The sequence below is a fragment of the Achromobacter sp. 77 genome (genome assembly GCF_020541125.1).
In the GTDB taxonomy this organism is placed as follows: Bacteria; Pseudomonadota; Gammaproteobacteria; order Burkholderiales; family Burkholderiaceae_B; genus Achromobacter; species Achromobacter mucicolens.
Genome location: NZ_CP059848.1, coordinates 240,595 through 253,350, shown reverse-complemented (window position 1 = coordinate 253,350; position 12,756 = coordinate 240,595). Strand labels below are relative to the sequence as shown.

At 65.3% G+C, this 12,756-nt stretch carries 13 protein-coding genes; 5 read left to right on the top strand and 8 right to left on the bottom strand.

Features of this window, described 5'->3' with window-relative positions; translation table 11 throughout:
• Positions 1-15 precede the first annotated feature (15 nt).
• A complete protein-coding gene (locus H4P35_RS01195; RefSeq protein ID WP_056320668.1) occupies positions 16-948 on the bottom strand; it encodes a LysR family transcriptional regulator in 933 nt (310 codons plus the stop codon).
• Positions 949-1,064: 116 nt separating this feature from the next.
• Here H4P35_RS01195 and H4P35_RS01190 point away from each other — a divergent pair, with 116 nt between their 5' ends.
• Genes H4P35_RS01190 through H4P35_RS01170 form a run of 5 tightly spaced genes read left to right on the top strand, consistent with a single transcriptional unit; the run spans position 1,065 to position 6,160 of the window.
• On the top strand, positions 1,065-1,748 hold the full coding sequence (locus tag H4P35_RS01190) for an RraA family protein (RefSeq protein WP_226847738.1): 684 nt from the start codon (positions 1,065-1,067) through the stop codon (positions 1,746-1,748).
• Positions 1,745-3,127, top strand: coding sequence for an amidase (locus H4P35_RS01185; protein ID WP_226847737.1), 1,383 nt, complete (start codon positions 1,745-1,747; stop codon positions 3,125-3,127). The genes H4P35_RS01190 and H4P35_RS01185 overlap by 4 nt, the downstream gene beginning before the upstream one ends.
• Before the next feature lie 56 nt (positions 3,128-3,183).
• Entirely contained in the window at positions 3,184-4,242 is a 1,059-nt protein-coding gene (locus tag H4P35_RS01180) for a TRAP transporter substrate-binding protein (protein WP_226847736.1), read from the top strand.
• A 16-nt stretch (positions 4,243-4,258) separates the two neighbouring features.
• Complete coding sequence (locus tag H4P35_RS01175) at positions 4,259-4,867, top strand: TRAP transporter small permease subunit (protein WP_226847735.1); 609 nt, start codon at positions 4,259-4,261, stop codon at positions 4,865-4,867.
• 3 nt (positions 4,868-4,870) lie between these two features.
• The gene (locus tag H4P35_RS01170; RefSeq protein ID WP_226847734.1) at positions 4,871-6,160 is read left to right on the top strand and encodes a TRAP transporter large permease; all 1,290 of its coding nucleotides are present in this window, start codon (positions 4,871-4,873) and stop codon (positions 6,158-6,160) included.
• Between the two features lie 47 nt (positions 6,161-6,207).
• On the opposite strand, the gene H4P35_RS01165 is transcribed toward H4P35_RS01170, so the two are convergent.
• From H4P35_RS01165 to urtA, 7 genes are read right to left on the bottom strand one after another with little or no spacing between them, the layout of a single operon-like run.
• Positions 6,208-6,540, bottom strand: a complete 333-nt coding sequence (locus H4P35_RS01165; RefSeq protein WP_226847733.1) for a zinc ribbon domain-containing protein — start codon at positions 6,538-6,540, stop codon at positions 6,208-6,210.
• Between the two features lie 9 nt (positions 6,541-6,549).
• Positions 6,550-7,779, bottom strand: a complete 1,230-nt coding sequence (fmdA, locus tag H4P35_RS01160) for a formamidase (RefSeq protein ID WP_062841626.1) — start codon at positions 7,777-7,779, stop codon at positions 6,550-6,552.
• A gap of 29 nt (positions 7,780-7,808) precedes the next feature.
• Positions 7,809-8,501, bottom strand: a complete 693-nt coding sequence (gene urtE / locus H4P35_RS01155) for an urea ABC transporter ATP-binding subunit UrtE (protein WP_226847732.1) — start codon at positions 8,499-8,501, stop codon at positions 7,809-7,811.
• A 14-nt stretch (positions 8,502-8,515) separates the two neighbouring features.
• On the bottom strand, positions 8,516-9,259 hold the full coding sequence (urtD, locus tag H4P35_RS01150) for an urea ABC transporter ATP-binding protein UrtD (RefSeq protein ID WP_056320646.1): 744 nt from the start codon (positions 9,257-9,259) through the stop codon (positions 8,516-8,518).
• The gene (gene urtC, locus H4P35_RS01145) at positions 9,256-10,377 is read right to left on the bottom strand and encodes an urea ABC transporter permease subunit UrtC (protein ID WP_226847731.1); all 1,122 of its coding nucleotides are present in this window, start codon (positions 10,375-10,377) and stop codon (positions 9,256-9,258) included. Before urtC ends, urtD begins: the two co-directional genes overlap by 4 nt.
• 10 nt (positions 10,378-10,387) lie before the next feature.
• Positions 10,388-11,305 (bottom strand): urea ABC transporter permease subunit UrtB, encoded by a 918-nt coding sequence (gene urtB, locus H4P35_RS01140; RefSeq protein ID WP_226847730.1) that lies wholly within the window; start codon positions 11,303-11,305, stop codon positions 10,388-10,390.
• Positions 11,306-11,359: 54 nt separating this feature from the next.
• Entirely contained in the window at positions 11,360-12,622 is a 1,263-nt protein-coding gene (gene urtA / locus H4P35_RS01135) for an urea ABC transporter substrate-binding protein (protein ID WP_056320636.1), read from the bottom strand.
• Positions 12,623-12,756 lie beyond the last annotated feature (134 nt).

The following is a 12,756-nucleotide window of genomic DNA, read 5'->3' as shown; positions in this document are numbered from 1 at the left end:
GCCCCTTTGTCATGCCTATGCCTTGCGGACAGGCGTGGGGTCGGCCTCGATGGGCGCCAGGAAGTTCAGGCGCGTGAGCGTGTCGCGCGTGATGTCCACGATGGAATCGATGTGCGCGCCGTGCGAGGCCGTCAGATACGAGATGTAGAAGCGCGCCGGCGGGATCGGCGGATCGGCGGGCAGGGCGCGCAACACGCCCATGGTCAGCATGTCCTGCAGCAGCGGCACGGGCAGAATGCCGATGGCGTGGCCGGCCGCGATCAGGCGCGAGATCAGCGCCAGCGAGTTGGTAGTGCTGGGGCCCGACATGTCCACGCCGCCCGAGGCCAGCCAATTCTCGACCACGGTGTACAGCGTCGAGGGCGGCGAGTGTGTGGCGATGTGATGGCCGCGCGCGTGTTCCGCGCGAAACGGATCGGCCGTGATGTGCAGCGTGGGCGAAGCGACCCAGTGAAACGTCATCCAGCCGATGAACACGTCGGTGATGGTGTCGCCCGTGGCCGGGTTGGTCAGCAGCGCCATGTCCAGCTCGCCCGCGTTGAGCTTGCTGTTCAGCACCGAACCCACGTCCACCGTCATCTCCAACGCCAGCGTGGGATAGTGCTCCTTGAGCTGCGCGATCACGGCAGTCAGGCCCACGTTGGCCGAGCACTCGTCCGCACCCAGGCGCAGTTTGCCGCCCAGGCTGCGATCCTTGCCAAAGTGTTCCAGCTGCCGCGTGCTGTGCAGCGCGCTTTCGGCATGTCGCAGCGCCGACTGGCCCACGTCGGTCAGGGTCACGCGCTGGCGCGAGCGGTCAAAGAGCTGCACCTCCAGCGCGCCTTCAAGTTCACGCAGGCGGGCCGACACCGCCGGCTGCGTCACGTGCAGATGGCGCGCGGCCGCGTGGATACTGCCCAGCTTGGCGGTCCAGTAGAAGGCCTCAAGCTGGCTTAGGGTTATCCGCATGATAAGAACTCTTTTTCAAACTGCGCCGAAACTTTGATTATTGGCCCGGAAAGCCCGCGTGATACCTTTTTTTCACCGGCTTTCAGAGCCTTTTTCATTGTAGTGAAGACGACGCGATGTATCTGATTCATCCCCTGCCCGAGGCCTTGCCCCCCGAGGATCTGGCGCTGTTGCGCAAGGCCGAGCCGGCCACCATCGGCCACTTCCAGACCACCGGTTTCATGCGCGGCGACATCCGCGCGCACCAGCCGGATGTGCGCATTGCCGGTACTGCCGTGACCGTGCGAATGCCCGGCAACGACGGCGGCATCCTGCATCACGCGATGGGCTGCGTGCGGCCCGGCGACGTGCTGGTGATCGACCGGGCCGGCGAGGCGGTGACGGCGGCCTTCGGCGGCGCGATGGCCTACGCCGCCAAAGAGGCCGGCGTGGCCGGCATCATCGTGGACGGCCTGGTGACCGACCTGGGCGAACTGCGACAGCACGGCATGCCGGTGTGGTCGCGGGGGCCGTCGCCCATCACCACGCGCCTGCTGGGCATCGAGGGCGAGTTCTGCGGCACGATCCACTGTGGCGGCATCGCGGTGCAGCCCGGCGCGGCCGTGCTGGCCGACGAGAACGGTGTGCTGGTGCTGGACCGCCGCGCCGTGCGCGCCGCCGCACAGCAGGCCATCGACTTCCAGACGCAGGAACAGACCACGCTGGCGCGCCTGCGCGCCGGCGAGAAATTCCCCGACATCGTGGGCTCGCGTGCGCTGATCGAACGCGCCATCGCGGCGGGCCAAGGAGCACACGCATGAGCATCGACCTCACCATCACCGACCTCGCGCCGCGCCTGCGCCGCCGCGAGCTTCGCGCCGAAACGCTGGTAAACGACTACCTGGCCCGCATCGCGGCGCTGGACGGCTGGCTGCATGCCTATGTCGCCGTGTACGCCGACGAGGCGCTGGCGGCCGCGCGCGCCGCCGACCTGCAGCTGGACCAGGGCATCTGGCTTGGCCCACTGCACGGCGTGCCGATCGCGTTGAAAGACCTGATCGACATCGCCGGCCGGCCCACCACCATCGGCTCGCCGATCCACGCCGACACCATTGCCTCAAGCACGGCCGAGCTGGTGCAGCAGTTGCAGCGCGCCGGCGCCATCATCCTGGGCAAGACCCACATGGTGCAGTTCGCCATGGGCGCCTGGGGCCCGAACCAGCACATGGGCACGCCGCGCAATCCTTGGGATGACCGCGTGCACCGCATCCCCGGCGGATCGAGCAGCGGCTCGGCGGTCGCGGTGGCCGGGCGTCTGGCGCCGGCGGCCATCGGCACCGATACCGGCGGGTCGGTGCGCGTGCCCGCCAGCTACTGCGGCATCACCGGCCTGAAGCCGACCGTTGGCCGCATCTCGTCGCAGGGCGTGGTCACGCTTAGCCAGACCCTGGACAGCGTCGGCGTGTTCGCGCACAGCGCGGCCGACGCGCGCCTGTTGTTCGACGTGCTGGCGCCCGCCACGCCCAGCGAGTGGCGCGAGCCGCTCGACGCCTCCCGCTTCGGCATCGCCGGCGCGACGCTGGGCCGTCTGCCCGACGCGTTCCTGGCCGACGTGACGCCGGCGGTGCGCCAAGCCTATGAAGCGTCCATCGCACTCTTTCACAGCCTGGGCGCGCAGATCTTCGAGATCACGCCGCCCGCCACGCTGGCCGAATTCAAGGCCGTGACCGGCGACATCATGATGACGGAAGGCGTGGCCTCGTTCGAGCGCGAGATGACCGACCTGGACCTGCCCGTCGACGACTCGGTACGTCCGCGCATGCTGGTGGGGCTGGAAGTTTCTGCGGTGCGCTACCTGGCCGCGCTGCGCGAACGCGACCGCCTGCAGGCCGCAATGCAAGCGCGGCTAGAGGGCGTGGCCGGACTGCTCACGCCCACCACGCTCACGACCGCGCTGCCGCTTGACGAGGTGGATCACGGCAACGCGCCGGTGCAATACACGCGTATCGGCAACCTGCTGCAGATGTGCGGCGTCTCGGTGCCTAACGGCCGCGACGACGCGGGACTGCCCACCGGCCTGCAGATTCTTTGCCCGGGCGGCGAAGACCGGCTGGCGTTGTACCTGGCCGAAGTCTTCCAGCGTCATTCCGATTGGCATCGCGTGCGCGCCAACCCGTGCACGCCAACGACCGCGGCATAACCCGATGCCGCGGCGGGGCGCGCGACGCGCGTGCCCATACACAACAGGGGGGAAACATGAAACGAAGCATCCTGGCGGCGCTACTGGCGTCTGCCGTGACCGCGCTCGCAGTTGCCGGACCCGCAAGCGCGCAGACCGCCGCCTTGCCAGAAACCCACTTCGCGGTGGTCGGCGGCGGCAGCCACAACTACACCTTCGGCGCGGTCGAAAAGCCGTTCTGGGAAAAGACCCTGCCCGAGGCCTCCGGCGGCCGGGTCACGGCCGAGCTGATCGGCCTGTCCGAGAGCGGCCTGAAAGGACCCGAGATCGTGCGCCTGATGCGCGCCGGCGCGCTGGACGTGGGCATGGGCGTGTTCGCCTTCGTGAGCGGCGACGACCCGACCTTCGAAGGCGTGGACCTGCCGGGCATGGCCACCGACTTTGCCACCGCGCGCAAGATGGTCGCCGCCTACCGGCCGGTGCTGGAGCAGCGCATGCTCCAGCGCCACGGCGTGCGGCTGCTGGCCACTGTGCCGTACACGGCCCAGGTGTTCTTCTGCCGCACGCCGGTCAAGAGCCTGGCCGACCTGAAGGGCCGCAAGGTGCGAACGCGCGGCAGCAACATGGCCGAATACGTGCGCGCGCTGGGCGCCTCGCCGGTAACCATTGCATTTGCCGAGGTGATTCCGGCCCTGCAAACCGGCGTGGTCGATTGCGCGGTGACCGGCATCGGCTCGGGCAACGCGGCCAAGTGGTACGACGTGGCCAAGAACCTCTATCTGCTGCCGATCGACTGGTCCATCGGCTTTTACGCCATCGCCGAACGCCGCTGGCAAAAGCTCGATCCCGCCGTGCAGCAGTTCATGCTCAAGGCAGCGCAGGTGCTCGAAGAACGCCTGTGGGACGAGACTGGCCGCGAGGGCGACTACGCGCTGGCCTGCAACACCGGACAGGGCGAATGCCGCATCCACAGCCAGGCCGACATGCAGGCCACCACGCCCACCGAGGCCGAGCGCGCCACCCTGCGCGAGGTGGCCACCGACATGGCAAGCCGCTGGGCGCGCCGTTGCGGCGACGAATGCGCCGCCAACTGGAGCGCGTCCGTGGGCCAGGCGCTGGGCGTCACGCTGCGCTGAACATCAAGGAACTCTCATGACGACAGAAACGCATGGTTCGCTACGCCTGCTTGATCGCGTGGCCCGCATCGGCGCCTGGATAGGCGGTCTGGGGCTGCTGCTCGTATCCTGGCTCATCGTGGCCGACCTCGCCGCGCGCAAGTTCGCCGGCGTCTCGCTTGGCGGCGCCGACGAGCTGGCCGGTTACACCCTCGCCGTGGCAAGCGCCTGGGCCTTTCCCATCACGTTGCTGCGCCGCTCGCACATCCGGGTCGACGTGCTCTACACCCACCTGCCCGCCAAGACGCGCGTCGTGCTGGACCTGTTCGCGCTGGCATGCCTGGGCGTATTCGTGGGCACGCTGACCTGGCACGCGTGGTTCGTGCTGGCCGACTCCATCGCCTTCCAGTCGGTGTCCAACACGCCGCTGCAGGTGCCCCAATGGATCCCGCAGTCGCTCTGGTTTGCCGGCTATGCCTTCTTCCTCTTCACCATCGTGGTCCTGGGCGCCTGCGCGCTGGGCCGTGTGATGCGCGGCCGCTGGCAGGCGGTCAATGCGCTGATCGGCATCCACTCGGTGGAAGAGGGCATCGAAGAAGAAACCGCCGACGCGCCCGTGCCGGCGCGCACGCAACCCCAGGAGTGAGCCATGTTGATAATGACGATTTCCATGCTGCTCGGCCTCTTGGCGCTGAGCGTGACCGCCGCCGCAACGGTGGGCCTTCTGGGCATGAGCCTGGCCGGCGTCTATTCGCCGCTGAAACTGACCAACGCCATCGGCGAACTGGCCTGGGGCACCAGCGCCGAATTCCTGCTGGTCGCCATTCCGCTCTACGTCCTGATGGGCGAGCTGCTGGTGCATTCGGGCGTGGCAGGGCGCATGTATGGCGCCGTGTCCAAGTGGGTGTCGTGGCTGCCGGGCGGGCTGATGAACGCCAACATCGGCGCCTCCGCCATGTTCTCGGCCACCAGCGGCTCAAGCGTGGCCACCGCCGCCACCATCGCCACGCTGGCCCTGCCCGAGCAGCGCAAGTCGGGCTACAACGCGCCGCTGTTCCTGGGCTCGATTGCCGCGGGCGGCACGCTCGGCATCCTGATCCCGCCGTCGATCAACATGATCGTGTACGCGTTGATCGCCAACGTGTCGGTGCCCAAGCTCTACCTGGCCGCCACCTTGCCCAGCATTCTGCTCACCACGCTTTTCATCGCACTGATCGTCGGCCTGTGCCTGTGGCGGCCAAGCCTGGCCGGCAAGCGCCCGACGGTAAGCTGGGCTGAACGCATCGCGGCGCTGCCGCATCTGGTCCCGCCGCTCGCCATCTTCGCGCTCGTCATCGGCGTGATCTATGGCGGCATCGCCACCGCCAGCGAATCAGCCGCGCTCGGCGTGGTGGCCGCCACCCTGTTGTGCGCCTACAAGCGCGTGCTGACGTGGGAGATGCTGGGCCGCGCCTTCGAGGCCACGCTGCGCACCACGGGCATGATCATCCTGATCACGCTGGCCGCGTTCTTCCTGAACTTCGTGCTGTCCTCCATCGGCCTGACGACCTTGCTGGTCAATGCCGTGACCAGCCTGGACCTGCCGCCGCTGGGCATGATGCTGGCCATCATCCTCTTCTACCTGCTGCTCGGCTGCTTCATGGACACGCTCGCCATGCTGGTCACCACCGCGCCGCTCACCGTGCCCATCGTCATGGCGCTGGGCTACGACCCGGTGTGGTTCGGCGTGATGCTGATCGTGCTGTGCGAAATGGGCCAGCTCACGCCGCCCTTCGGCATGAATCTGTTCGTGGTGCACAGCGTGCGCGGCCAGGGCAAGTTCATGGACGTGGTGGTGGGCGTGCTGCCGTTTCTTGCCATGCTGCTGATGATGATCGTGCTGCTGCTGGCCGTGCCGCAACTGGCGCTGTGGTTGCCGGGGCAGATGTCGACGCTGTGAGGGCGGGGCGTGGCAAGGCCAGCCCCGGCTTGCCTTGCCATCCGTATTCAGTGACTGATCATCCAAGGCCGGGCGCCAGCGAAGGTCTTGCCGCCGTCGGCGGTCTGACGCGTCCGGCCCGCGGCTTTCGCGCCTGAGCAACAACCGCATCCCATGCCGTGGCCGCCCCGCGTGCTGCGGGGTTCATGGGCGGCGCGTTCGTTGGCGGCGCGGGCGCGGTTCATTGCCGAGGACAGCGCCGAGACCGCGGGTGCGCCGCTGACGAAGCGCTCGCAGGAGACGCCGCAATCGGGGCAGGACGCAAGGTCACGCCATTGCGATAACGGCCTCAGAACCGAGAACTCGCCGCAGTCCTGGCAACGATAGTCATAGAGCGGCATGCGAACTCCTTAAAGGTCTTCGGCGATGGGCATGTCCATGCCGCGCTTGATCTGCGGCACGTCGCCCAGCGCATTGGGCTGGATGTCGATATCGAAGATCTCGGTCGGCAGCCACAACGTCGCGCACGCATTGGGAATGTCCACCACGCCGCTGATGTGGCCCTGCACCGGCGCCGTGCCCAATATCGAATACGCCTGCGCGCCCGAGTAGCCAAACTTCTTCAGATATTCAATGGCGTTCAGGCAGGCCTGGCGATAGGCGATGTGCACGTCCAGATAGTGCTGCTTGCCGCCTTCGTCGACCGAAATGCCTTCGAAGATCAGGTAGTCCTTGTAGTTGGGCGTGATGGGGCTGGGTTTGAAGATGGGGTTGCGAATGCCGTACTTGGCCATGCCGCCCTTGATGAGCGACACCCGCATGTGCACCCAACCCGCCATTTCGATGGCGCCGCAGAAGGTGATCTCGCCATCGCCCTGCGAGAAGTGCAGATCGCCCACCGACAGGCCGCCACCTTTGACGTAGACCGGAAAGAACACCCGGGATCCGCGCGACAGGTCCTTGATATCGCAATTGCCGCCGTGCTCGCGCGGCGGCACGGTGCGCGCGCCTGTGGCGGCGGCACGATCCCGCTCGGCGCCCTTGAGCTTGCCCATGTGCGCCGTCTTGGGCGCGGGGGGATTGGCCAGCGGCGGCACGCGATCGGGATCGCTGTCTATCAGCTTCTGTTCGCGCTCATTCCACTTGTCCAGCAGCGCCTGATCCGGCAGGCAGCCGATCAGGCCCGGATGGATCAGGCCAGCGAAACGCACGCCGGGGATATGGCGCGAGGTCGTGAACATGCCTTCAAAATCCCAGATCGACTTTTGCGCCGACGGGAAGTGTTCGGTCAGGAAGCCCCCGCCATTGTTCTTGCTGAAAAAGCCATTGAAGCCCCACAGGCTTTCCTGCTTGGCGCCGATATCCAGCAAGTCCACCACCAGCAAGTCACCGGGCTCGGCGCCTTCGACGCCGACCGGGCCCGACAGAAAGTGCACCGTGGACAGGTCCACGTCGCGCACATCGGAGGCATCGTCATCGTTCTTGATCGCGCCGCCGGTCCAGTCGTAGGTTTCGAGCACGAAATCATCGCCCGGCCGGACCCACGTCGCCATGGGGATATCGGGATGCCAGCGATTGTGCACGCCTTCGTTTTCGTAGGGGGATTGGGCCAGGTCGACCTTGATCAGGGTTTCAGGCATGTCATGCTCCTTTTGGATGGACAACGGCTTCAGACAGACAGGTATTTGCTGATCGTCTTTTCGTCCACGCGCCCGCGCGGGTCTTCGTGCACGAAGCGGCCCTTGTCGATCACGATGAGCCGGTCGGCGATCTGCATGGTGAAACTCAAGACTTGTTCGGACACCACAATGGCCAGGCTGCGCAATTTGCGGATCTCCAGCAGGCTGCGGGCGATGTCCTTGATGATGGACGGCTGTATGCCCTCGGTGGGCTCGTCCAGCAGCAGCACGCGGGGGTTGGTGACCAGGGCGCGCGCGATGGCAAGCTGCTGCTGCTGCCCGCCTGACAGATCGCCGCCCCGCCGGCCGCGCATTTCGTGCAACACCGGAAACAGCGCGTAGATGTCCTCAGGGATGGTGTTGCGCAATGCCCGCCCGCGCATGCCGGTACGGATGTTTTCCTCGACAGTGAGCGTCGGGAAGATCATGCGGCCTTGCGGCACATAGGCCACGCCGCTACGCACGCGCTGATGGCTTTCCAGGCGTTCGAGCGCCTTGCCGTCGAGCGAGATCGAGCCCTGCATGGTGGGCAGCATCCCCATCATGGTCTTGAATAGCGTGGTCTTGCCCACGCCGTTTCGCCCCATCACTGCGACGATTTCCCCGGGGGCCACGGCCAGGTCGACGCCGTGGATGACTTTGCTTTGCCCATAGCCCGACACCAGGCCAGCGATATTGAACATATTGCCTCCTGGCCTTAGTGGCCGAGATAGACTTCAACCACGCGCGGATCGGACTGCACTTTGTCCATGCTGCCCTCGGCCAGCACACGGCCCTGGTGCAGCACCGTGACCTTGTGCGCGATGTTCTTGACGAACTCCATGTCATGCTCGATCACGATGAGCGAACGATTGCGGCTGATTCGATTGAGCAGTTCGGCCGTGCGCTCGCGCTCGGACACGCTCATGCCGGCCACGGGTTCGTCCAGCATCATCAGTTCGGGCTCCTGCATCAGCAGCATGCCGATCTCCAGCCATTGCTTTTGGCCGTGCGACAGCAGCTCCGCCGAGCGGTCGAGCTGGTCGGCAAGAAATATCTCTTCGGCCACCTGTTCCACGCGCTCGATCACGGCCGCGGTGCGCCTGAAGGTCAGCGCACCCAGCACGCTGCGCCCGGCCGGAAACGAGACTTCCAGGTTTTCCCGGACGGACAGGGTTTCATAGATGGAGGGCGTCTGGAATTTGCGGCCCACGCCGGCGCGCACGATTTCGTACTCGGCCAGCCCGGTCAGCTCGGTATCCTTGAATCGGATCGAGCCCGCGGTCGCCTTGGTGCGGCCGCAGATCAGGTCCAGTAGCGTGGTCTTGCCGGCGCCATTGGGGCCGATGACCACGCGCAGCTCTCCTTGATCGACATACAGGTTCAGGTCGTTGACCGCTACAAAGCCGTTGAACGACACGGTCAGGCCTTCGATATACAACGCGAATTCTGACGGGTTCATGCTGCCTCCGCGGCGCCATCCGCCTGCTGGCGCGATGCTTTACGCGCCAGGCGCTTCTGGGTGTACTGGTGATACAGACCGGCCAGTCCGTTGGGAAACGCCATCACGACCGCAATGAACAGCCCGCCCATCAGGAACAGCCAGAGCTGCGGGAAACTCTCGGAGAAATAGCTCTTGCCGAAGTTGACCAGCAGCGTGCCGTAGACCGCGCCCAACAACGACAGCCGGCCGCCGACCGCGGCAAAGATGACCATTTCAATGGATGGCACGATCCCCACGAAGGAAGGCGACATGAAGCCGACCTGCAAGGTGAACATGGCCCCGCCGATCGCCGAGAACACGGCGGCCACGCAGAACACGAAGACCTTGAAGCTGGCGACGTCATAGCCCGAGAAGCGCACGCGTTCCTCTTTGTCGCGCATGGCCATCAGCAGCTTGCCCAGTTTGGACGACAGCAGGTATCGGCCGAACAGGATGCACGCGAACAGCAGCACGCCGTTGATGAAGTACAGCACCAGCCGGGCGCTGTCCGTGCGGATATCCCAGCCCAGCAACGTCTTCAGATCGGTGATGCCATTGACACCGCCCGTCCAGCCTTGCTGGCCGATGATGAGCACCGACAGGATCAGCGCCACGGCCTGCGTCACGATGGCGAAATAGGTGTCGCCCACGCGGCGCTTGAACATGGCGGCGCCCAGAATCAACGCCAGCAGGCAGGGCAGCACCGGCACTGCCATCACGGTGAACCAGAAGCTCTTGAAGGGCACCCAGAACCAGGGCAGCGACGTCAGCTGGTTCCAATCCATGAAGTCCGGGATACCGGGCGTGGACTGGATCTTGGTGGCCTCCGGTGTCGAGGCTTCCAGCTTCAGAAACATCGCCATGCAATATCCGCCCAGCCCGAAGAACACCCCCTGGCCCAGGCTCAGGATGCCGCCATAGCCCCAGCACAGCACCAGGCCCAGTGCGACAAAGGCATAAGTCAGGTACTTGCCGATCAGATTGAGCCGGAAGACGTCCAGCGCCAGCGGAAACACCACGAACAGCAGCAGCGCCAGAATGGCCAGCCCTGCAAGCCCTTCGCGCCCGCCGATCACGTTGTGAAAGAATTTCTGCATGATGCGCCCCCTACCTGCGTACCTGGATGCTGAACAGGCCTTGCGGGCGCAGCATCAGAATGATCACGATGGCCGACAGCGTCAGCACTTTGGCCATCGAACCGGTCATGAAGAACTCCGAGATCGATTGCGTCTGCGCGATGACGAAGGCCGACGCGATGGTGCCGAACAAGCTGGCCGCGCCGCCAAACACCACCGTCAGGAACGTATCGACGATGTAGAGCGAGCCGCTGGTCGGGCCGGTGGAACCGATGGTCGTAAAAGCGGCGCCGGCAATGCCGGCAATCCCGCAACCCAGCGAGAACGTCACGCGGTCCACGCGCTTCGTATCGATGCCCACCGCGCCGCTCATAGCGCGGTTCTGCACCGTGGCGCGCACGTGCAGGCCCCAGGTCGACCGGAACAACGCGAGAAGCAGCGCGCCAGTCAGCACGATGCTGATCGACATGACGAACAGGCCATTGATCGGGATGTCCACCCCGTCCAGCGGCTGCCAAGAGCCCATCAGCCAATCGGGCAGCGTGGGGCTGACTTCACGCGGACCGAACAGCGAACGCAAGGTCTGCTGCAGCACCAGCGACAAGCCCCAGGTCGCCAGCAGCGTGTCCAGCGGCCGGCGGTACAGATGACGGATCATCAGCCACTCCGTCAGCCAGCCCAGGCTGAAGGTCACCGCAAAGGCCAGCAGAATGGCGACAAAGAAGTAGGCCGGCATCAGGCCTGGCGCGTACTGCTGGACCAGTTCGGAACAGAGATAGGTGCAATAGGCGCCCACCGCCAGGAACTCGCCATGGGCCATGTTGATGACGCCCATCTGGCCAAAGATGATCGCCAGGCCCAGGGCCATCAGCAACAGCACGCTGAAGACCGATAAACCATTAAAGCCCTGCATCAGCAGGATGGCCCCAAGATCGGAGAAGGATTCCATGGATGGCTCCCGGCAGTGGAAAGGGCGTCGCGCGCGGCGCCCGGATCGACGTGATTACTGATAACCCTTGGGGAAGGGATCGGGCTTGATGAGCTCCGGGGTCTCGAAGATCACGTCGAACTGGCCGTCCTTGCGAATCTGGCCGATGCGGGTCTTGCTCCACAGGTGGTGGTTGGGGTCGATCTTGACGTAGCCTTCGGGCGCTTCCTTGAATTCCAGGCCGGCCGACGCGGCGACCACCTTGTCGACATCGAAGCTGCCCGCCTTCTCCACCGCCATCTTCCACAGCCAGGGTCCCAGATAGGCCGCCTGGGTCACATCGCCGATCACGGCGTCGGCGCCATACCTGGCCTTGAAGGCTTCGACGAACTTCTTGTTGTTGGCGTTGTCCAGGCTCTGGAAATACTTCATGCAGGACCAGAAGCCCTCGGCGTTTTCACCGCCAATACCCAGCAGTTCATCCTCGGTCACCGAGATGGTCAGGAGCTTTTGCTTGCCGCTCGTGACGCCCGCCGCCTTGAGCTGCTTGTAGAACGACACATTGCTGCCGCCCACCACCACGGCGAACACCACGTCGGGCTTCTTCAGCTTGATCTTGTTGATCAGCGAGCCGAACTGCGTGTGGCCCAGCGGGTAGTATTCCTCGCCGACCACTTCGCCCTTGAGCACGTTCTCGATGTGCTTGCGGGCGATCTTGTTGGACGTGCGCGGCCAGATGTAATCAGAGCCGATCAGGTAGAAGGAACGCGCCTTCTTCTCGCGCGCCAGCCAGTCCAGGCTGGACAGGATCTGCTGCGTGGCCTCCTGCCCGGTATAGAACACGTTCTTGGACTGCTCCAGGCCTTCATAAAACGTCGGGTAGTAGAGCAGGCCGTTTTCTTTCTCGAACACCGGCAGGACCGCCTTGCGCGACGCCGAGGTCCAGCAGCCGAACACCGTGGCGACCTTGTCGCTGACCAGCAGTTTGCGGGCCTTTTCGGCAAACGTCGGCCAGTCCGAGGCGCCGTCTTCCTGGATGATCTTGATCTTGCGGCCCAGAATGCCGCCCATCGCATTGATTTGCTCGATCGCCAGGCGCTCGGATTGAATCGACCCCGTCTCGCTGATGGCCATGGTGCCGGTCGCCGAGTGCAATTGGCCCACCGTGACTTCGGTGTCGGTAATGGCCAGGCCGGTGGTGTTGATGGCCGAAGTGGCCGGCGCAGCGGCCCGCGACAGCGCCGGTATGCCCAGCAGCGGCAGGGAGGCAAAAGCCAGGGCCAGGCGCCGGCGCGAGGGCAGCTCCGGGGCATTATCAAAAGGGGTTTTGCCAGACATCGATGACTCCTCAATGGATCACGACCAGGGAAACCGAGCATGCGCGGCACATGCCGCAGCCCGGAGGGTGAGGGCATACTAGGAGCCCATGACGCACTGCAACATACGTTGATTGACGTAGAGCCACCGCCGCC

Coding starts and splice junctions, on each gene's coding strand:
- H4P35_RS01165 (WP_226847733.1), bottom strand. CDS start 6,540: ATGCCGCTCTATGACTATCGTTGCCAGGACTGCGGCGAGTTCTCGGTT.
- urtA (WP_056320636.1), bottom strand. CDS start 12,622: ATGTCTGGCAAAACCCCTTTTGATAATGCCCCGGAGCTGCCCTCGCGC.
- H4P35_RS01195 (WP_056320668.1), bottom strand. CDS start 948: ATGCGGATAACCCTAAGCCAGCTTGAGGCCTTCTACTGGACCGCCAAG.
- H4P35_RS01185 (WP_226847737.1), top strand. CDS start 1,745: ATGAGCATCGACCTCACCATCACCGACCTCGCGCCGCGCCTGCGCCGC.
- H4P35_RS01180 (WP_226847736.1), top strand. CDS start 3,184: ATGAAACGAAGCATCCTGGCGGCGCTACTGGCGTCTGCCGTGACCGCG.
- urtD (WP_056320646.1), bottom strand. CDS start 9,259: ATGAACCCGTCAGAATTCGCGTTGTATATCGAAGGCCTGACCGTGTCG.
- urtB (WP_226847730.1), bottom strand. CDS start 11,305: ATGGAATCCTTCTCCGATCTTGGGGCCATCCTGCTGATGCAGGGCTTT.
- urtE (WP_226847732.1), bottom strand. CDS start 8,501: ATGTTCAATATCGCTGGCCTGGTGTCGGGCTATGGGCAAAGCAAAGTC.
- H4P35_RS01170 (WP_226847734.1), top strand. CDS start 4,871: ATGTTGATAATGACGATTTCCATGCTGCTCGGCCTCTTGGCGCTGAGC.
- H4P35_RS01175 (WP_226847735.1), top strand. CDS start 4,259: ATGACGACAGAAACGCATGGTTCGCTACGCCTGCTTGATCGCGTGGCC.
- urtC (WP_226847731.1), bottom strand. CDS start 10,377: ATGCAGAAATTCTTTCACAACGTGATCGGCGGGCGCGAAGGGCTTGCA.
- fmdA (WP_062841626.1), bottom strand. CDS start 7,779: ATGCCTGAAACCCTGATCAAGGTCGACCTGGCCCAATCCCCCTACGAA.
- H4P35_RS01190 (WP_226847738.1), top strand. CDS start 1,065: ATGTATCTGATTCATCCCCTGCCCGAGGCCTTGCCCCCCGAGGATCTG.